The 19,449-nt window shown below is 63.4% G+C and carries 17 protein-coding genes; 14 read left to right on the top strand and 3 right to left on the bottom strand.

Annotated elements, in window-relative coordinates; genetic code table 11:
- Positions 1 to 176: 176 nt before the first annotated feature.
- From ACPZMI_RS25415 to ACPZMI_RS25370, 10 genes are all read left to right on the top strand, one after another.
- Positions 177 to 1,247 (top strand): enoyl-CoA hydratase/isomerase family protein, encoded by a 1,071-nt coding sequence (locus ACPZMI_RS25415; protein WP_426353293.1) that lies wholly within the window; start codon positions 177 to 179, stop codon positions 1,245 to 1,247.
- A 17-nt stretch (positions 1,248 to 1,264) separates the two neighbouring features.
- On the top strand, positions 1,265 to 2,416 hold the full coding sequence (locus ACPZMI_RS25410; protein WP_288377536.1) for an acyl-CoA dehydrogenase family protein: 1,152 nt from the start codon (positions 1,265 to 1,267) through the stop codon (positions 2,414 to 2,416).
- A gap of 564 nt (positions 2,417 to 2,980) precedes the next feature.
- Positions 2,981 to 4,042, top strand: coding sequence for a 3-deoxy-7-phosphoheptulonate synthase (locus ACPZMI_RS25405; protein WP_186664868.1), 1,062 nt, complete (start codon positions 2,981 to 2,983; stop codon positions 4,040 to 4,042).
- A gap of 79 nt (positions 4,043 to 4,121) precedes the next feature.
- Entirely contained in the window at positions 4,122 to 4,403 is a 282-nt protein-coding gene (locus ACPZMI_RS25400) for a peptidylprolyl isomerase (protein WP_054890645.1), read from the top strand.
- Positions 4,404 to 4,566: 163 nt separating this feature from the next.
- The gene (locus tag ACPZMI_RS25395) at positions 4,567 to 6,366 is read left to right on the top strand and encodes an extracellular solute-binding protein (RefSeq protein WP_426353298.1); all 1,800 of its coding nucleotides are present in this window, start codon (positions 4,567 to 4,569) and stop codon (positions 6,364 to 6,366) included.
- Positions 6,363 to 7,421, top strand: a complete 1,059-nt coding sequence (locus ACPZMI_RS25390) for a microcin C ABC transporter permease YejB (protein ID WP_426353292.1) — start codon at positions 6,363 to 6,365, stop codon at positions 7,419 to 7,421. The genes ACPZMI_RS25395 and ACPZMI_RS25390 overlap by 4 nt, the downstream gene beginning before the upstream one ends.
- The gene (locus ACPZMI_RS25385; protein ID WP_186664874.1) at positions 7,421 to 8,437 is read left to right on the top strand and encodes an ABC transporter permease; all 1,017 of its coding nucleotides are present in this window, start codon (positions 7,421 to 7,423) and stop codon (positions 8,435 to 8,437) included. The genes ACPZMI_RS25390 and ACPZMI_RS25385 overlap by 1 nt, the downstream gene beginning before the upstream one ends.
- A gap of 66 nt (positions 8,438 to 8,503) precedes the next feature.
- Positions 8,504 to 9,274 (top strand): 3-hydroxybutyrate dehydrogenase, encoded by a 771-nt coding sequence (gene hbdH / locus ACPZMI_RS25380; protein ID WP_411384385.1) that lies wholly within the window; start codon positions 8,504 to 8,506, stop codon positions 9,272 to 9,274.
- 56 nt (positions 9,275 to 9,330) lie between these two features.
- Positions 9,331 to 11,289: an acetoacetate--CoA ligase gene (locus ACPZMI_RS25375; RefSeq protein ID WP_426353291.1), complete on the top strand. Its 1,959-nt coding sequence runs from the start codon at positions 9,331 to 9,333 to the stop codon at positions 11,287 to 11,289.
- Between the two features lie 34 nt (positions 11,290 to 11,323).
- Positions 11,324 to 11,599, top strand: a complete 276-nt coding sequence (locus ACPZMI_RS25370) for a peptidylprolyl isomerase (RefSeq protein ID WP_054890650.1) — start codon at positions 11,324 to 11,326, stop codon at positions 11,597 to 11,599.
- A gap of 3 nt (positions 11,600 to 11,602) precedes the next feature.
- Here the strand turns inward: ACPZMI_RS25370 and hisN are convergent, their stop codons facing one another.
- Positions 11,603 to 12,394, bottom strand: a complete 792-nt coding sequence (gene hisN / locus ACPZMI_RS25365) for a histidinol-phosphatase (RefSeq protein ID WP_186719302.1) — start codon at positions 12,392 to 12,394, stop codon at positions 11,603 to 11,605.
- Between the two features lie 206 nt (positions 12,395 to 12,600).
- Between hisN and ACPZMI_RS25360 the strand changes: the two genes are divergently transcribed.
- The 4 genes from ACPZMI_RS25360 to ACPZMI_RS25345 all read left to right on the top strand — a co-directional run bounded on the left by ACPZMI_RS25360 (position 12,601) and on the right by ACPZMI_RS25345 (position 16,129).
- Positions 12,601 to 13,257 (top strand): helix-turn-helix transcriptional regulator, encoded by a 657-nt coding sequence (locus ACPZMI_RS25360; protein ID WP_186711607.1) that lies wholly within the window; start codon positions 12,601 to 12,603, stop codon positions 13,255 to 13,257.
- 132 nt (positions 13,258 to 13,389) lie between these two features.
- A complete protein-coding gene (locus ACPZMI_RS25355; RefSeq protein ID WP_426353290.1) occupies positions 13,390 to 14,721 on the top strand; it encodes a hypothetical protein in 1,332 nt (443 codons plus the stop codon).
- Positions 14,722 to 14,809: 88 nt separating this feature from the next.
- Positions 14,810 to 15,037: a hypothetical protein gene (locus ACPZMI_RS25350; protein ID WP_426353289.1), complete on the top strand. Its 228-nt coding sequence runs from the start codon at positions 14,810 to 14,812 to the stop codon at positions 15,035 to 15,037.
- An 84-nt stretch (positions 15,038 to 15,121) separates the two neighbouring features.
- Positions 15,122 to 16,129 carry a hypothetical protein gene (locus tag ACPZMI_RS25345; protein ID WP_426353288.1) on the top strand — a complete coding sequence of 336 codons (1,008 nt, stop codon included), beginning with the start codon at positions 15,122 to 15,124 and terminating at the stop codon, positions 16,127 to 16,129.
- A 52-nt stretch (positions 16,130 to 16,181) separates the two neighbouring features.
- On the opposite strand, the gene ACPZMI_RS25340 is transcribed toward ACPZMI_RS25345, so the two are convergent.
- Positions 16,182 to 18,188, bottom strand: a complete 2,007-nt coding sequence (locus tag ACPZMI_RS25340) for a MacB family efflux pump subunit (RefSeq protein ID WP_426353287.1) — start codon at positions 18,186 to 18,188, stop codon at positions 16,182 to 16,184.
- Between the two features lie 2 nt (positions 18,189 to 18,190).
- The gene (gene macA, locus ACPZMI_RS25335) at positions 18,191 to 19,348 is read right to left on the bottom strand and encodes a macrolide transporter subunit MacA (RefSeq protein ID WP_411384377.1); all 1,158 of its coding nucleotides are present in this window, start codon (positions 19,346 to 19,348) and stop codon (positions 18,191 to 18,193) included.
- Positions 19,349 to 19,449: the final 101 nt, after the last annotated feature.

Genomic DNA, 19,449 nt, shown 5'->3' with positions numbered 1-19,449 from the left:
CCCGCGAAGAGGCCAGCACCCACACCGCAGATGCCTGATCATCTGCAACAAAAATGCACCCCACCCCTGCAGATTTACCAATTGTGTCAGGCAAATACGCATGGCAGGATCCGTTGATCCTCCAGCGTATTTCCAGACTTAACGTGGAAAATCAATAACAAAGCAGGGAGACCGCGATGACCGCGCACGCTCAACCAACGGCCACGGATCATGTTCTGGCCGACACCCGCAACCACATCGGCCACCTGACCCTCAACCGTCCCGCCGGCCTCAACGCCTTGACCCTCGACATGGTGCGCAGCCTGCAGCGCCACCTCGACGCCTGGGCGCAAGACCCGCAAGTCAAGGCCGTGGTCCTGCGCGGCGAAGGTCCCAAGGGCTTCTGCGCAGGGGGCGACATCCGTTCTCTGCACGACAGCTTCAAGGCTGGCAGCGACCTGCATGAGCGCTTTTTCGTCGAGGAATACGCCCTCGACCTGTGCATTCATCATTACCGCAAACCGATCCTCGTGCTGATGGACGGCTTCACCCTCGGCGGCGGCATGGGCCTGGCCCAGGGCGCAGACCTGCGCATCGTCACCGAACGCAGCCGCCTGGGGATGCCCGAGGTCGGTATCGGCTACTTCCCCGATGTGGGTGGTAGCTACTTCCTGTCGCGCATCCCCGGCGAGCTAGGCATCTACCTGGGTGTCAGCGGCGCGCAGATCCAGGCCGCCGATGCCCTGTACTGTGGACTGGCGGACTGGTACGTGGACAGCGCAAAACTGACCGCGCTGGACGAAGGCCTGGATCATCTGCACTTCGGCGACCAGCCACTCAAGGATCTGCAAGGTCTGCTCGCCAAACTTGGCTCCCAGACGCTGGACGACGCGCCGCTGGCCAAGCTGCGCCCGGCCATCGATCACTTCTTCGCCCTGCCCGACATGACCAGCATCATCGAGCAACTGCGCGCCGTGAGCATCGGCGACAGCCGCCCCTGGGCACTGGCCACCGCCGATCAGCTGGAAACCCGCTCGCCGCTGGCGATGGCGGTTACCCTGGAAATGTTGCGCCGCGGCCGCCACTTGAGCCTGGAAGACTGCTTCGCCATGGAACTGCACCTGGACCGCCAGTGGTTCGCCCATGGCGACATCATCGAGGGCGTGCGTGCGCTGATCGTCGACAAGGACAAGCAACCTCGCTGGAACCCGCCCACCCTCGCCGCGCTGTCGCGCAAGCGGGTCGATCAATTCTTCGAAGGCCTGTGAGCCCGGGAGTACACAGCATGCAAGACCTGGAACTGAGCGAAGAACAGATCATGATCCGCGACATGGCCCGGGACTTTGCCCGTGGCGAGATCGCGCCGCATGCCCAGGCCTGGGAGAGGGCTGGCTGGATCGACGATGACGTCGTCCGCGCCATGGGTGAGCTGGGCCTGCTGGGCATGGTCGTGCCCGACACCTTCGGTGGCAGCTACACCGACTACGTCGCCTATGCCCTGGCGGTAGAAGAGATCTCGGCTGGCGACGGCGCGACCGGTGCGATGATGAGCATCCACAACTCGGTCGGCTGCGGCCCGCTGCTGGCCTATGGCAGCGCTGAGCAACAGCAGCAATGGCTGCCGCGCCTGGCCAGTGGCGAAGTGATTGGCTGCTTCTGCCTGACCGAGCCCCAGGCTGGCTCCGAAGCCCACAACCTGCGTACCCGCGCCGAGCTGGTCGATGGCCACTGGGTGATCAATGGCGCCAAGCAGTTCGTCAGCAACGCCCGCCGCGCAGGGCTGGCCATCGTCTTTGCCGTCACCGACCCAGAGCTGGGCAAGAAGGGCCTGTCGGCGTTTCTGGTAGAGACCGACAACCCAGGGTTCAAGGTCGATCGCAGCGAACACAAGATGGGCATCCGCGCCTCGGACACCTGTGCGGTCACCCTCGACGACTGCCGCATCCCCGCCGCCAATCTGCTGGGCGAGCGCGGCAGGGGCCTGGCCATCGCCCTGTCCAACCTCGAAGGCGGGCGCATCGGCATCGCCGCCCAGGCACTGGGCATCGCCCGCGCAGCCTTCGAAGCAGCGCTGACCTATTCGCGCGAGCGCATCCAGTTCGGCAAACCGATCAACGAGCACCAGAGCATCGCCAACCTGCTGGCCGACATGCAGGTGCAGGTCAATGCCGCACGCCTGCTGATCCTCCACGCCGCACGCCTGCGCACGGCCGGCAAGCCGTGCCTGTCGGAAGCCTCGCAGGCCAAGCTGTTCGCTTCGGAAATGGCCGAGCGGGTGTGCTCCATGGCCATCCAGGTGCATGGCGGCTATGGCTATCTTGAGGACTATCCGGTGGAGAAGTACTACCGCGATGCGCGCATTACCCAGATCTACGAGGGCTCAAGCGAGATTCAGCGGATGCTGATTGCGCGCGAGCTCAAGCATTATCCGCTGTGATCGCGCGGTCCCGGGGTCGCGTTGCTGCCCCGGATTATCATTGCGATAGCATTTATCCATTGAACACAGCGTTACAGGTGCAGTAAGCTCGATCCCATTCACTGGAGAGCAACATGTCGAAACACACCTGCAATCACGCCAACACCACCGGTCGCACCGCGCGCCCTGTGCTGGCCGTTGCCGGTCGTAACGTCGCCTGCTCCTATTTTGGGTATTGGTTTAGCCACTAGGCGCCGATACCCACACGGCGCCCACCTTCGAGGGGCCGCCGAACATGAGAATACTCAAACCCCCGGTCGGCTCCCCGACCGGGGGTTTTGCGTTTCCAGGCCCTGAAAAACATCCATTCGTTCCGAGGACAGATTCATGAACTACACCAGCTACCCCTACGCAGACACCTACGCCTGGCGATTTAGCCAATCCCGTTCGGGCCAGCCTGCCGCCTCCGTACGGTCCATCACTGGTGGCGACGCTGCACACAGCAATCATCCGAATACCTGTCGAACACCTCGATAGGGCCGACAGCGCGGGAAGCACCCGCCGTCCGCCCAGGGAAACAACGCCATGCAAGCTTCGAATCTCGCTCTGCCCCTGACCCAACCTGCCGCTGCCAACACCTCCGTCAGCCAGCGCCTGCCCAGCCCTCACCTGCTCAAGCAGCAGATGCCGCTTTCCAGTGAACTCGCCCAGCAAGTCCACGCCCATCGCCAGGCCGTGCGCGCCATTCTCGAAGGCCGCGACCCACGCCTGCTGGTGATCGTCGGCCCATGCTCGATCCACGACCCACGCTCGGCCCTTGAATACGCCGACCGCCTGGCGGCCCTGAGCCGTGAAGTCGATGACAAGCTGCTGCTGGTGATGCGTGCCTACGTGGAAAAGCCGCGCACCACCGTAGGCTGGAAAGGCCTGGCGTACGACCCGCACCTGGACGGCAGCGACGACATGCACGCCGGTATCGCCCTGTCCCGGGGCTTGATGCTGGGCATGCTCGAGCGCGGCCTGCCGATCGCCACCGAACTGCTCCAGCCGATGGCTGCGGGTTACTTCGATGACCTGCTGAGCTGGGCGGCCATCGGTGCACGCACCACCGAATCGCAGATTCACCGCGAGATGGTCAGCGGCCTGGAGCTGCCCGTCGGCTTCAAGAACGGCACCGACGGCGGCGTCGCCATCGCCACCGATGCCATGCGCAGCGCCGCAGCACCGCACCGCCACTTCGGCATGGATGCGCAAGGCTACCCGGCGATCATCGAGACCTTCGGCAACCCGGATACCCACCTGGTGCTGCGCGGCGGCCACAAGGGCCCGAACTACGATGCCGACAGCATCGCCCTGGCCCGCCAGGGGCTGGCCAAGGCCGGGCTTGCGGCGCGGATCATGGTCGATTGCAGCCACGCCAACAGCGGCAAGGACCCGGCGCGCCAACCCGCGGTATTCGAGGATGTGCTGAGCCAACGCCTGGCCGGTGACACCTCGATCGTCGGCGTGATGCTCGAGGGGCACCTGTTCGACGGCTGCCAGGCGCTGGGCAAGGGCACGTTGAAATACGGCGTGTCGATCACCGATGGCTGCCTGGGCTGGGATTCGACCGACACCTTGCTGCGCCAGGCGGCAGATAAGTTGTAGGAGGCTCATGGCAAGCCTTGCGAGACATTTCGCAGCCAATTGCGCTAGGCTTGCCGTTTCACATCAAGGAGCAGTTCCCATGGCACGTGCCACCGCCCGCCACATCCTCGTCAGCAGCGAAGAGAAGTGCAACGAACTCAAGGCTCAGATTGAAGCCGGTGCCGACTTCGGCGAAATCGCCAAGGCCAACTCCACCTGCCCGTCCAGCCGCCAGGGCGGTGACCTGGGTTCCTTCGGCCCAGGCCAGATGGTCAAGGAATTCGACACCGTGGTGTTCAGCGCGCCAGTCAACACTGTGCAAGGCCCGGTCAAGACCCAGTTCGGCTACCACCTGCTGGAAGTGACCAGCCGCCAGGACTGATTCGGTCTTGTTCGCCCGCCCCTGCAGTGCCCTTGTAGGAGCGGGCTTGTCCCGCGACAGGGCCCGTTCAGTATCCCCCTATGTCTCGCCGCGCCTCATCGCGGGGCAAGCTCGCTCTTGCAGGGGGCTGGGCCGTCTGTTGGTGGGATGCTTGCTGTCATGCCTGGCATTGACCCTCCAGGCCGCCCCCTCCCACGCCCTCACCGTCTACGGCGAAGCCCCGCGCTACCCCGCGAACTTCACGCACTTCGACTACGTCAACCCGCACGCCCCCAAGGGCGGAAGCTTGCGGCGCTCGGCCATCGAGATCGGCCAGTTCGACCATATCCTGCCGTATATCGACAAGGGCACCGGTGTCAGCGAGGTCGATGGCTGGTTGTATGCCCCGCTGGCGGTACGCTCGTTCGATGAGCCGTACACGGTCTATGGCTTGATCGCCCACCGGATGGAGCGTGGTCCGGACGACGCCTGGCTGCGTTTCGAGATCGACCCGCGTGCCACCTTCGCCGACGGCAAGCCGGTGCGCGCCGAAGATGTGCGCTTCACTTTCGAGCTGCTGATGAGCAAGGGCAGCCTCAAATACCGCACGCAGTTCGCCGAGGTTGCCGGGGTCACCGTGGAAGGCCCGCGCAGCGTGCGCTTCGATTTCAAGCAACCCCACGGACGCACCCTCGCGCTGGACCTGGCAAGCCTGCCGGTACTGCCGGAGCACGACTGGCAGACACGCGACTTCGCCAACGGCGCCGGGTTCGAAAAACCGGTAGGCAGTGGCCCCTACCGCATCAGCCGGATCGACAACGGCCGCAGCATCACCTTCGAGCGCGACCCCGACTGGTGGGCCAAGGACCTGCCGGTCAACCGCGGGCGCTTCAACTTCCAGCGCTTGCGCGTCGAGTACTTCGGCGACACCGAGGTTGCCCGCCAGGTACTCAAGGGCGGCGGATACGATTACAACCGCGAGTTCTCCGCCACCGCCTACACCCTGGGCTACAACGGCGCCCAGCTCGACGACGGCCGCCTGCAGCGCGCCCACCTGGGCCCTGCCAAGCCACAGAACGCCCAGGGCTTCGTGTTCAACCTCGACAAGCCGGTGTTCCGCGACCGCCGTGTGCGCCAGGCGCTGGCGATGCTCTGGGACTTCGAGTGGAGCAACCGGCAGATGATGCGCAACCTGTACATCCGCCAGCAAAGCCTGTACTCCAACACCCCGCTCGCGGCGCGCGAGCTGCCCGACGCCGAGGAACTGAAACTGCTCGAGCCGCTACGCGGCCAGATCCCCGACGAAGTCTTCACCCAGGTGTTCACGGCACCAGTGACCGATGGTTCGGGCATCATCCGCAAGCAGCAGTTGCAGGCGTTGGAGTTGCTCCAGGCCTCCGGTTGGCGCCCTGAGGGTGATCGCCTGGTAAACGCCGAAGGCACGCCGCTGAGCTTCACTTTCCTCAACGGGCAATCGGGCCTGGAGCGCTTGCTCTTGCCCTGGAAACGCAACCTGGCGCAAATCGGCATCGAGCTGAACATCCGCAATGTCGACTCGGCCCAATACATCAACCGGCTGATGGCGCGCGACTACGACATGGTCGTCACCGGTTACCCGGTCACGCTGTCACCCGGCTCGGAGCAGTACAACTACTTCGGCTCAGCCGCCGCCAACGACCCTGGCTCGAACAACCTCATGGTGCTCAAGGACCCGGCGGTGGACCACCTGCTCGACGGCCTGGTACGCGCCTCGACCCAGGCCGACATGCTGCGCCACGCCCACGCCCTGGACCGCGTGCTGCAGTGGAACTACTACTGGATTCCAAACTATTACCCGCCCGGCAGCTCGACCGTCTGGTGGAACCGCTTCGGCCTGCCCAAGGTGCAGGCCGCCTACGACGAAGGCCTGGATACCTGGTGGGAACTCAGCCCAACGGCGCTGACCAATCAGCAGATGGCTGAACGCTCCAAGGTTGCACCATGACCGCCTATATCCTGCGGCGCCTGCTGCTGATCATTCCGACCCTGCTGGCGATCCTGCTGGTGAACTTCGCCATCGTCCAGGCGGCTCCCGGCGGCCCTGTGGAGCAGGCGGTGGCGCGCCTGCAAGGCATCGGCGGCGGCGCCCCAGGCGCCCGGGTCGAAGTGATGCAGGGCGAGTCCCGCGCCAGTCGTGGGCTTGACCCCAAGCTGATCGAGGAGATCAAGCGCCAGTACGGCTTCGACAAGAGCGCCCCGGAGCGCCTTTGGCTGATGCTCGGCCAGTATGCCCGGCTCGATTTTGGCCAGAGCTTCTTCCGTGGCGACAAGGTTACCGACCTGATTCTCGACAAGTTGCCCGTTACCCTGTCGCTGGGCTTCTGGGCGACGCTGATCACCTACCTGGTCTCGATCCCGTTGGGTATCCGCAAGGCCGTGCGCCACGGCAGCCGTTTCGATGTCTGGAGCAGCGCGCTGATCGTGGTCGGCTACGCGCTGCCCTCGTTCCTCTTCGCCCTGCTGCTGATCGTGCTGTTCGCCGGCGGCACGTCCTTGAACTGGTTCCCGGTGCGCGGGCTGGTCTCGGAAGACTTCGACCAGCTGAGCCTGCTGGGCAAGGTCGCCGATTATTTCTGGCACCTGGTGCTACCGGTCGGTGCCTTGGTGATCGGCGGCTTTGCCACCCTCACCCTGCTGACCAAGAACGCCTTCCTCGATGAAATCTCGCGCCAGTATGTGGTCACCGCCCGGGCCAAGGGCTTGAGCCAACGCCGGGTGCTGTATGGCCATGTGTTGCGCAATGCCATGCTGCTGGTGGTGGCCGGGGTGCCGCAGGCGTTGATCACGGTATTCTTCGCCGGTTCATTGCTGATCGAGGTGATCTTCTCGCTCGACGGCCTGGGGCGCATGAGCTATGAAGCGGCCGTCTCGCGGGATTACCCGGTCGTGTTCGGCACCCTGTTCATCTTCACCCTGGCAGGCTTGCTGATCCGCCTGATCGGCGACCTGTCGTACACCTTGCTCGACCCACGCATCGACTTCGACACGAGGGCGCACTGATGCTCTCACCCATCGCCCGGCGCCGCCTGCAGCGTTTTCGCCATAACCGCTTGGGCTGGGTGTCGCTATGGCTGTTCGCTGCCATCCTGCTGCTGAGCCTGGGCGCAGAGCTGGTGGCCAACGACAAGCCGTTGCTGCTGTCGTACAAGGGCGAGCTGTACACCCCGGCGCTCAAGCGCTACACCGAGCAGCAGTTCGGCGGTGAACTGCCGTTCCAGCCCGACTACCGCAGCGCCTATGTGCGCCAGTTGATCGAAGGCCAGGGCGGCTGGATGCTGTTCGCCCCCATCCCCTTCAGTGCCGACACGCCCAACTACGACCTGCAGGTGCCCACCCCAAGCCCGCCCAGTGCCAGCAATTGGCTGGGCACCGACGACCAGGGCCGCGACGTGCTCGCGCGGGTGCTGTATGGCACACGCATTTCCTTGCTGTTCGCCTTCGCCCTGACCCTGGTCAGTGTGCTGATCGGTGTTGCCGCCGGCGCACTGCAGGGCTACCACGGTGGCTGGGTCGATCTGCTCGGCCAGCGCCTGCTGGAGGTATGGTCGGGGTTGCCGGTGCTGTATCTGCTGATCATCCTGTCCGGCTTCGTCGAGCCGAATTTCTGGTGGTTGCTGGGGATCATGGCGCTGTTCTCCTGGCTCACCCTGGTCGACGTGGTGCGCGCCGAATTCCTGCGCGGGCGCAACCTTGAGTACGTCAAGGCCGCCCGTGCACTGGGCCTGCCGGACACCCAGGTGATGCTGCGGCATATCCTGCCCAATGCCATGAACGCCACACTGACCTACATTCCGTTCATGCTGACCGGTGCCATCACCACCCTGACAGCGCTGGACTTCCTCGGCTTCGGCATGCCGGCCGGCACCGCGTCGTTGGGTGAGCTGGTCACCCAGGGCAAGCAGCACCTGCAAGCCCCCTGGCTGGGGTTCACCGCATTCTTCGCGCTGGCGGTGATCCTGTCGCTGCTGGTATTCATCGGCGATGCGCTGCGGGAGGCATTCGACCCGCGGCGCTGATTCGGCCCTCGACTGAAAGACACACTGATCGTTTCAACGCTATCGGCATCGTGTAAGGAGCGGCACATGACTCTAGACGGCAAGACGGCACTCATCACCGGTTCCACCAGCGGCATCGGTCTGGGCATCGCCCAGGTACTGGCCAAGGCAGGTGCCAACATCCTGCTCAACGGCTTCGGCGATCCGCAACCGGCGCTGGCCGAGATCGCCCGCCACGGCGTGAAGGTCGCCCACCATCCGGCAGACCTGTCCGACGTGACGCAGATCGAGGCCCTGTTTGCCTTGGCCGAGCGCGAGTTCGGCGGCGTCGACATCCTCGTCAACAACGCCGGCATCCAGCACGTCGCGCCGGTGGAGGCCTTCCCGGTGCAGAGCTGGGACAAGATCATCGCCTTGAACCTCTCGGCCGTGTTCCACGGCACCCGCCTGGCCCTGCCGGGGATGCGCGAACGCGGCTGGGGGCGGATCATCAACATTGCCTCGGTGCACGGCCTGGTAGGCTCCACCGGCAAGGCTGCCTACGTGGCGGCCAAGCACGGGGTGATCGGGTTGACCAAGGTGGTGGCGCTGGAAACCGCGACCAGCAACGTCACCTGCAATGCCATCTGCCCCGGGTGGGTGCTGACCCCACTGGTGCAGAAGCAGATCGACGACCGCGCAGCGGCAGGCGGCGACCCTCGGCAGGCCCAGCATGACCTGCTGGCCGAGAAGCAGCCCTCGCTGGCCTTCGTCACCCCCGAGCACCTGGGCGAGCTGGCACTGTTTCTGTGCAGCGAGGCCGGCAGCCAGGTACGTGGCGCCGCGTGGAACGTGGACGGCGGCTGGTTGGCGCAGTAAGGGCTAGAGTTCAACTAGCAGGCCGTGTCGATTCCCCACCGACCGAGGAGGCTCGCATGAGCGAAGTACTGTGGCGTCCCAACCCCGCACAGGTCCAGGCCAGCCGAATGGACCACTTCCGCCGACAGGTGAACCAGGACCTTGGCCTGCAGCTCGCCAACTACGCAGACCTGCACCGCTGGAGCATCGAGCAGCGCGAAGCGTTCTGGCAGAGGCTCTGCAAGTGCTTCGAAGTGCGCTGGCACAATCTGCCGTCGCAGGTGCTCAGCGAAGGCCCGCAGATGCCGGACGCGCGCTGGTTCGCAGATGGCACGCTCAACTATGCCGAACACCTGTTGCGTCGACGCGACACGCACCCGGCGCTGATCGCCGTGCGCGAGGACGGTACACGTCAGGTGCTCACCCACCGGCAGCTCGCCGCCGAGGTCGCCGGCCTGCAACGCGCGTTCAAGGCCGCCGGCATCCAGCCAGGCGATCGTATCGCCGCGGTCATGCCCAACACCTGGCAAACCCTGGTGGCCATGCTCGCCAGCGCCAGCCTGGGGGCGATCTGGTCCACCTCGTCCCCCGAGTTCGGGCTGCACGGCATCATCGACCGCTTTGGCCAGATCGCGCCGAAACTGCTGATCGTCTGTGCGGGTTATCACTATGCCGGCAAGGTGATCGACCAGGTCGAGAAGATCAATCAGGTCTGCGCCCGGTTACCAGCGCTGGAGCACCTGCTGGTCGTGCCCTACACCCGCGAGCAGACGCGCACCGATGAGTTCGTCGCACCCAGGGTCAGCCTCTGGCAGGACTTCTTTCAGGCCGGTGGCGAACCTGAGTTTGCTGCCCTGCCCTTCGACCATCCGCTGTACGTCCTCTATTCCAGCGGCACCACCGGCGTGCCCAAATGCATCGTCCACGGAGCAGGAGGCGTACTGCTGCAGCATTTGAAGGAACACGGCCTGCACAACGACCTGAAGGCCGACGACGTGCTGTTCTACTACACCACCTGTGGCTGGATGATGTGGAACTGGTTGGCCAGCGGCCTGGCGGTCGGTGCCACCCTGGTGCTGTACGACGGCTCACCGCTGCACCCCGGCCCCGAGCGCCTGCTCGACCTGATCGACGCCGAAGGCATCCAGGTGTTCGGCACCAGCGCCAAGTACCTGGCCACGCTGGAACAGCAAGGCCTGGTGCCGATACGCAGCCACCGCCTCGACAGCCTGCGCCTGTTGCTGTCCACCGGTTCGCCGCTGTCGCCGCACAGCTACGACTACGTCTACCGTCAGATCAAGCGTGATGTGCGCCTGGTGTCGATGTCCGGCGGTACCGACATCGTCTCATGCTTCGTGCTGGGTAACCCGACCCTGCCAATACGGCGCGGGGAAATGCAATGCCGGGGCCTGGGCATGGCCGTACAGGTGTGGAACGAACAACGCCAGGCGGTGGTGGGCGAGAAAGGCGAGCTGGTCTGTACCCGCCATTTTCCGTCGATGCCGCTGGGTTTCTGGGGCGATACCGACGGCAGCCGTTATCACGAGGCTTACTTCAGCCTGTTCCCCGGCGTCTGGGCACAGGGTGACTATGCCGAAGAAACCAGCAGCGGCGGCCTGGTGATCCACGGGCGTTCCGACGCGGTGCTCAACCCCGGCGGCGTGCGCATCGGTACGGCGGAGATCTATCGCCAGGTGGAGAAAGTCGAGGAGGTGCTCGAGAGCATCGCCATCGGCCAGGACTGGCAAGGCGACGTGCGTGTGGTGCTGTTCGTGCGTCTGCGCGAGGGCCTGCAACTGGACGACGCCTTGTGTCAGCGCATCCGCCAGGTGATCCGCCAATACACCACACCGCGCCATGTGCCAGCGGTGATTGCCCAGGTGCCAGACATCCCGCGCACCGTCAGCGGCAAGCTGGTGGAGCTGGCGGTGCGTAACGTGGTGCACGGGCTGGCGGTGAAGAACACCGATGCCCTGGCCAACCCCGAGGCGCTGGCGTATTTCCGTGACCGCGCCGAGCTGCGCGATCAGGCATAATGGCGCCCTTTTTTGCCCGAAGCACAGGTGTCCCATGAAAGCACAAGCGCGCCATATCCTGGTCAAGACCGCCGATGAGGCCGAACAACTCAAGCAACGCCTGGCCAAGGGCGAAGCGTTCGACGTGCTGGCGAAGAAGTTCTCGACCTGTCCATCGGGCAAGCGCGGTGGCGACCTGGGCGAGGTGCGTCCTGGCCAGCTGGTCGGCGCCATCGACCAGGTGATCTTCAAGAAGGCCCTGCGCGTGGTGCATGGGCCGATCAAGACCAAGTTCGGTTATCACCTGGTGCAGGTGTTCTACCGCGACTGAGCGTTACATCGCTGCGCGCAACATCTCCACGACCTGTGTATGAAGCGCTGGATCGCCGCAGGCCACGATGCAGCCACCGTTCTGCGCCGAGCTGCCATCCCACGCCGTGATCACACCGCCCGCCCCTTGGATGATCGGCATCAGTGCCTGCACGTCGTAGGGTTGCAGGCTCGCCTCGACGATCACATCGACAAACCCCGACGCCAGCATGCAATAGGCGTAGCAGTCGCCCCCATAACGCATCAGTCGCGCCCGCCCCGCCACATGCTCGAATGCCGCCTTGCGCGCCGGAGTGTCGAACATGTCCGGCGTGGTGCACATCAGCGTGGCCGCCTCGAGCGCCCCACAGGCGCGGGTTTTCAGCGGTGTACCGCTACGCCAGGCGCCCTCGGGCGTGCCGACGAAACGCTCGCCGGTAAAGGGCTGATTCATCACCCCCACCACCGGCTGCTCGCCATCGTTCAGGGCAATCAGCGTGCCCCACAGCGGCAGGCCGGTGATGAAGGCCCGGGTGCCATCGATCGGGTCCAGCACCCAGGTCAACGGGCTGCTGCCCTGTGCCACGCCCTGCTCCTCGCCCAGGATGCCATGCGCCGGATACCGCGCCTGGATCAGCGCACGCATGGCGTCTTCGGCGGCCTTGTCAGCCACGGTCACCGGATCGTACAGGCGCCCGCCTTTGTCCTCGACCTCCAGGCTCGCGCGAAAATACGGCTGGATCGCCAAGGCAGCGGCATCGGCCAATTGCTCGGCAAAAGCACGGAATTCTGTGATCTGCTCAGCGTTCAGGGACATGGGGCGGGCCTCGTAGGAAAAAGGCGGCCATGATACCCCAGCCCAGCGGCGCAGGCGCACAAGCACCTCACTTTCGGGCATGGGGTTATGACCATTTCATCAAGCGGTGGCTGAATCGTTGTACTAGGATAGCAAGCAGTCGCGCCCAAATAATGGCCAAAAGCCATATCGCGACTTTCGGATTACCGCTACTCATGGACGATACGATGAATTCTCACCTGCTCTTTCCGCAGATCGGCAAAGTCATAGCCAGCACCGGCAGCCGCCAATTCCCGCGCCTGCTGCATGACCTGATCCAGACTCACCTGAGCATCGATGCTACGCATATCCGCCAGGTGCGCCTGGCCTCACCCGGTTTGCACGACAGCACCACCCTGCTCAGTGAAACCGTGTTCAGCACCGGCGAACCCGCCTGCGACGAGCTTCTGGACCCAGCCCGTCTGCATCTGGTGCGCCGCACTGCCGATTATCACTACGAATTGCACGTCCTGCGCGCTGATCGCGCCAGCTTCTCGCCGCGCGAGCGCGACTGCCTGCAGGATATCTCGCCGCTGCTGCTGCCCATGTTGCAAAAGCACCTGGATGCCTTGCAGCCCAGCATCAGCGAACGACAGAGCGATAGCCTGCAGGAGCGTTTCCGCGAGCGCCTGGGCCAGACTGGCCTTGCACTGTCAGAACGGGAAATGCAGGTCTGCCTGGGCCTGCTGGCCGGTCATACCGCACCGCAGCAGGCCGAACGCCTGCAGTTGAAGGTCAATACGGTGGAAAGCTACCTGCGTCGCGCGGCGATCAAGCTGGGGATCAGCGGGCGGCATTCGTTGATGCGCTGGATGTATGGCGCCCATCCATCGATACCCCTCTAAGCCATCCGCAGCCGGGGTATTCAATCCCCGCCGCCGATGTGGCGCAGTACCCCACCTATCATTTTTGCCAGTTGGAGTGCCACATCGACTGCGTTAGTTTCTAGCCACCCTCACCCGGTGGAGCTCATCAGCATGTCTGTGCAGTCTTCCGGCACGCCTGACCACGCCTACGGCACGCAAGGAGTGGCCAATATTCCGCACGAGCCTCCCTACAACCCGGACATGGCCTCTCTCCAGATCGGGCCATCAACCCTCGACGCCAAGGGGAGGCTGGTGGTATTCGGCCGTAACCCCGCAGACTCCAGCCCAGGATTGCTCACCCGGCTCAACGCCGATGGCCACTGGGACGAAAGCACCGGCCATGTGGTCGTAGACGCTGCGAATCTGCCCGATGAGGCACTGGACTTCAAAGGGCTTGTCGGCGCCACGATCAATGGCCAGCAGACCTATTTCGCCGTTGGCGTGCCCACCTATTTCGATGCCGACTTCGCTCGTTTTCTGAACTTCATCGGTATCAGCCAGTTTGATGAAGGCTTCCAACCGGTAACGTCCTTTGGCGATAACGGTCATGCTTTACCAGATCCCGGCGAAGGTTGGCAGAAGGGTGACGTAAGCCGCGCCAAAATGCGCCGGTTGAAGCACTCGACGAACGCGCTTCTGTCGGCCGAGGAGCGCCCGCTGGCGTTCGCGAACGGCTTACTGCGAGTCATCTTCCCCTACACTCTTGGCGACGCGGACACCGAGCACACTGAAAGCTGGTTGGCGGTCTTCAACCCCGTGACTGGCGAGCTGGCACCTGAGCTCGGCGAGGCGCGTGATCTCGGCATGTTGCCACTGACCGACAAGGCTGGTTTTTCGTTGCGGGTCTTGCGTGCGCACTTCTTCGCCGACGGTAGTTTCCTGGTGCTAGCAGAGAACGCCACCAAGCGAGTCATCGTGAGGCGTTACGACCGACACGCCATCGCCGATGAACGCTTCAATGATGACCAGGGTCAGCGGGAACTGTTCGCCTTTGAAGGAAGCATGCGCCTCGGCATGTTCGCAAGGAACGGTCGGATCGCTGTGTCCCGGGGCGTGGAATTCCAGCTCCAACAACCCACGACAGTGTTCGTACTGACCGAGTCCGGTACGAACGACACGACCTTCAATAGCGGCCACCCCCTGATGCTCGGCAGCGACGGCCATGGCCTGGCCCTGGGCGAGCTTCACATCGATGATCAGGGTCGCATTTTGCTCGGTGGCGCCCTGCTCACCGCCATCAACGTCGGCCGTTTGCATGTGTATCGCCTGACACGGTCGGGAGAGTTCGACAGCGCCTTCGGCAACGAGGGCCTCTTTGACGGTGGCCCTGACTACAGGACGGCGAACAAGGTGTTGGCCAGTGAGCACGGCATACACATCCTGACGCTGTTCCCTACCAGCGGCCCGTACTTCTTGGAAAGGGTGCTCAAGCTGCACGACTGACCGGCTTCTGCAGCACCCTGCGTACCGCAGACTCTTGCCAGTACCGTGAATAGTTCCTACCACTTACCAGCCAACGAGAGTAAGCCTCATGAAAACGACAGATAATACCGGCGATAAAGCAGGGCAACTGGACCCGAATTTCGGAGTTGGGGGCATCGTAGAGTTGCGTCCACTCGATGAGGATCGCGGTTTTGAAATCATCGACTCTGCGGGCCTGCAAGATGGCGGGAGCGTGCATGTTATCCAGACTCACGAGAAGAAAGAGAACTACCTGGCCAGCTTCGATCAAGACAGCAAACGGACCCATCTGGAATAAGTCATCCTGCCCGATGAAAACCAACAGAATACCAACTATTTCTTCCGACTCAAATACAACCAACTCGACCGGATAGCCTGTTACGTGCCGGATATACGCTGGCCATCCGAAGAACACGATCCCATCGTCCACACTTCAGCCGTTGGTTGTTTCGAGACAAATCTGAAACCGCAGGAAGGATTCGGCGAAAATGGTATTGCGACAATCAAACCAGCAGACTTGGCCAAGAACAGCCCCGATCGCCGCGCGCCGCGCAAGTCTGAAGCGCCCGCCGCCGGACATACCGAAACACCAGAAAAACACGTCTACGATGTGAGCAGTGGAGAGGCCCAACTCATCAATGGCGCGCTGTGGTCAGTATCCAGTAGCTACCACGAGTATGAGGATCCACCGTTCAAAAGTTGGATTTCCAAATTTGCTCAAGACATAGGGAAGCTGCTGTCGTTTCTCCCGCTGCAGCCCCTGGAAGGCAAGCCATGGGAGCCGGTCGATGTCCATTTCTTCGAGGGCGGTGGATTTATCATGCTGGCCTACAGAGAACAACAGGCTTACCTGACGAAGTTCACCGACTCGGGAATGCTCGACAAGACATTCAACGATTCCGGCTACGTTGAAATGCCGGGTCTTGCTTATAAAAATAGCTGCATGCACGTACATCAAGAGCGAATCCTGATCGCTTCTATGGACCCATTAACACACACAAAAAAGAATGACCACCAATCTGAGCCGCGGCTGAAGTTGGACGCTTACCTCTTGTCAGGAGAACGTGACAGTACATTCACGAGTAGGAACGATGCGGTAAAAAACGCGGTGTATATTTCCTCACCACATATCGCCGTCGATGCGAAGAACCGTATCCTCGTCGGCTTGACCGGTGACATGCAGCTCGGTACATCCCCTGACCCCCTCGTGGCGATGATCTATCGATTCAGTTCGGCGGGCAACGCGGACCTGACGTTTAACGGTGACGGCAGGTTCGTACTTACGGGTGTGGTGGCATTCAAGCACATGTTTTTGAACGGCAATGAAATCCGTGGGGTAGGCAACGTGTTTTCGAGCCAGGAACCAATAATGTTCAAAGTCCTCGATTAACGCCCCATTGAACGTGTCGCTGACCAAAGCCGTGCGTCAGCGACACGTCAGTTCAATCCCGCGCCAAGGCTTCGATCGGGTCCAGCCGTGCGGCGTTTCGTGCGGGCACAAACCCGAACACGATGCCGATCAACGTCGAACAGGCGAACGCGGTGGCAATCGAGGCCGGCGAGAACACCATCTCCCACTGTTTGACGAACAGTGTGAACAGGTAGCCAATCCCATAAGACAACGCGATCCCCACCAGCCCGCCGAACAGGCAGACCATCACCGCCTCCACCAGGAACTGCTGGCGAATGTCCGACTGCCGGGCACCGACGGCCATGCGGATGCCGATCTCACGGGTACGTTCGGTGACCGACACCAGCATGATGTTCATCACCCCGATACCCCCCACCACCAATGAAATTACCGCGATCAACGACAGCAGCAGGGTCAGCGAACGGCTGGTTTTCTGCACCGTCTGCATGATGCTGTCGAGGTTGTTGGTGAAAAAGTCCTTGGTGCCGTGACGCTGCAGCATCAAGCTGTTGACCTCCTCTTCTACCCGCTTGCTGGGCATGCCGTCCTTGATTCGCACGCTGATGCTATCCAGGTGACGCTGCCCCAGCAGGCGCCCGGCTGCGGTCTCGTACGGCACCCAGACGTTCAGCGCGTTGCTGGCGGCGAACAGGTTCTTGTTCTCGGTGGTCACGCCGATCACCGTGCACGGCAGATTGCCGATCAGGATCACCTGCCCGAGCGGATCGACCCCCTCGCCGAACAGCCGCAAGCGCGTGTTGTGGTCGATCACCACCACTTGCGCCTGGCGCCGGGCATCGCTTTCGCTGAAGGCGATGCCAGCAGCCAGGTTGATGTTGCGCACCTGGAAATAGCGTTCGCTGACGCCATTGAGCTGTACGTCGAGGTCCAGGTTGCGGTAGCGCACCAGCATGCTGCGGCCGATCACCGGCGTTGCACTGTCGACGTAATACAGCTGGTTGAGCGCAGTGACGTCGGCCAGCACCAGGGTCTCGATGGCCTTGGCCCGACTGTCACCGAAGTTGCTGCCTGAATAGATGTCGATGGTGTTGCTGCCGATCGCCTGGATATCCTTGAGCACGTAGCCTTTGGCGCCCTCGCCGATCGCCGAGATCGACACCACCGAGGTGATGCCGATGACGATCCCGAGCATGGTCAGCAACGTGCGCATGCGGTGTGAGATCAATGCGATCCAGGCCATGTTGAACGCTTCACGGAACAAGCCCAGGCTGGCCACCAGGCGCCGTGGCGGACGGGCCTTGCGTTGCGGCTCGGGGATGGCCGCATCGGGCGTGGCCTGCGGCGAGTTGCGCTGATCGCTGACGATCTGCCCGTCGCTGACCTCGATGATGCGCTCGGCATGGGCTGCGACCTTGGGGTCGTGGGTCACCAGGATCACGGTGTGCCCGGCTGCGTGCAGCTCCAGCAGGATAGCCATCACTTCCTTGCCGCTGGCCGTGTCGAGGGCGCCGGTAGGCTCGTCCGCGAGGATCACCTCGCCGCCGTTCATCAGGGCCCGGCAGATACTCACCCGCTGCTGCTGACCGCCCGACAGTTGGCTGGGGCGATGCGTCAGGTGCCCGGCCAGGCCCAGGCGCTTGAGCAGTTCCTGGGCCCGCTCGTGACGCTGCGCCTGGGGCGTACCGGCATACACCGCCGGGATCTCGACATTGCGCAGGGCGTCCAGATGCGGCAGCAGGTGATAACGCTGGAAGATGAAGCCGAAATGGTCACGGCGCAGCGCTGCCAGCGCCTCATCGTCCATGTCGCGGGTTTCCTGGCCACCCACCTGATAGGAACCGGCGCTGGCATGATCCAGGCAGCCGAGGATATTCATCAGCGTCGACTTGCCCGAGCCCGAGGCGCCGATGATCGCCACCAGCTCGCCCGCGTTGATTTCCAGATCGATATGGCGCAGGGCAAGAAACTCGCGATCTCCCGCCATGAAACTGCGGCTCACGCCCTCCAGGCGCAGCAGCGGCTGGGCGGTTTCGACGGCGGTGGTGCGCTGCGAGGCCAGCTCGACGTTCATGTTCATGCTCATGCCCCCGCCGCGTCGCCGATGGGCTCGCCGATCACTACCCGGTCGCCCTCGTCCAGCCCCTGCCTGATCTCGACTCTGACATTGTTGTTGATCCCGGCCTGCACCTGGCGCACCTGGGCAAAGCCCTTGGCGTCGACCACCCGCACCGGGAAGCTGCCGTCACCACTGCGCGGCCCAAGCGCCGCCACCGGCACACTGAGCACCGCCTCGGCGGTGGCCAGCACGATGCGCACCTGGGCGGTCATGGAGATGCGCAGGCGGTGGTCAGGGTTGGGCACTTCGAACAAGGCGTTGTAGAACACCGCGGTGTTCTGCTTCGGCGCGCCAGCGCCACTCTTGTCGGTGCTCTCCAGGTAGTTCTGCGGCGCCGGTTCCGTGCCGCGCAAGGTCGCGTAGTAGCGCTTGTCTTCGCCGAGGATGGTGAAGTACACCTGCTGGCCGGGGCTGATATGGATCACGTCGGCTTCGGAGACCTGAGCCTTGACCGTCATGGTGTCCAGGTCGGCCAGTTTGAGGATCACCGGCGCCAGTTGCTGGGCGATCACGGTTTGCCCTTCCTGGGTGACGATGCCCACCACATCGCCGTCGATGGGCGCGCTGATGCGGGTGTAGTCGAGGTTGACCTTGGCCGTGTCGATCTGCACCTGGGCACTTTTGATCTGCGCGTCCAGCGAGTGCAGGGTGGCCTGCTGCACCTGGTATTCGGACTCGGCGTTCTCGAAGTCCTGGCGCGAGATCGACTCGTCGTCCTGCAACGCGCTGTAACGCTCGTAGACCCGACGGGTCTGGTTGACCCGGGCCAGGGTCGAGCGCCGCTCGGCCTGCAGCTTTTCTTCATCGACCTGGGCCTGGCGCAGCGTGTTGCGCAGCACCAAGGGATCGATCTCGGCGAGCCACTGGCCCTTGGTCACCTTGTCGCCCAGCTTGACCTTCAGCGAGCGCAACTGCCCGGAAACCTGCGCCCCGACATCCACCTGGCGGATGCCCTCGAGCACACCAGTGGCCAGCACCGCGTTCTCGATGTCACCACGCTCGACCGTGGCAGTGATGTAGCGCGGCGGCGTGGCCGGGGCCTGTACCGCGTATAGCGTGATCCCGGCCACCAGCGCCAGGGCGCAGCCCAGGCTTATCTTGCGAAATCTGCTCTTGTCCATAAATGCTCGTTCATCCGTTCCAAAGGCCTGCGTGCCACACCGCCCCTTGTGGGGGCGGGCTGGCCTCGCAATCACCGGTCAAGCCGGTGCCAGATACCGCG

This window comes from Pseudomonas wayambapalatensis, from assembly GCF_049942315.1.
Lineage (GTDB): Bacteria > Pseudomonadota > Gammaproteobacteria > Pseudomonadales > Pseudomonadaceae > Aquipseudomonas > Aquipseudomonas wayambapalatensis.
The sequence above is the reverse complement of the archived record's forward strand: the minus strand, read 5'-3'. Positions and strand labels throughout refer to the sequence as shown.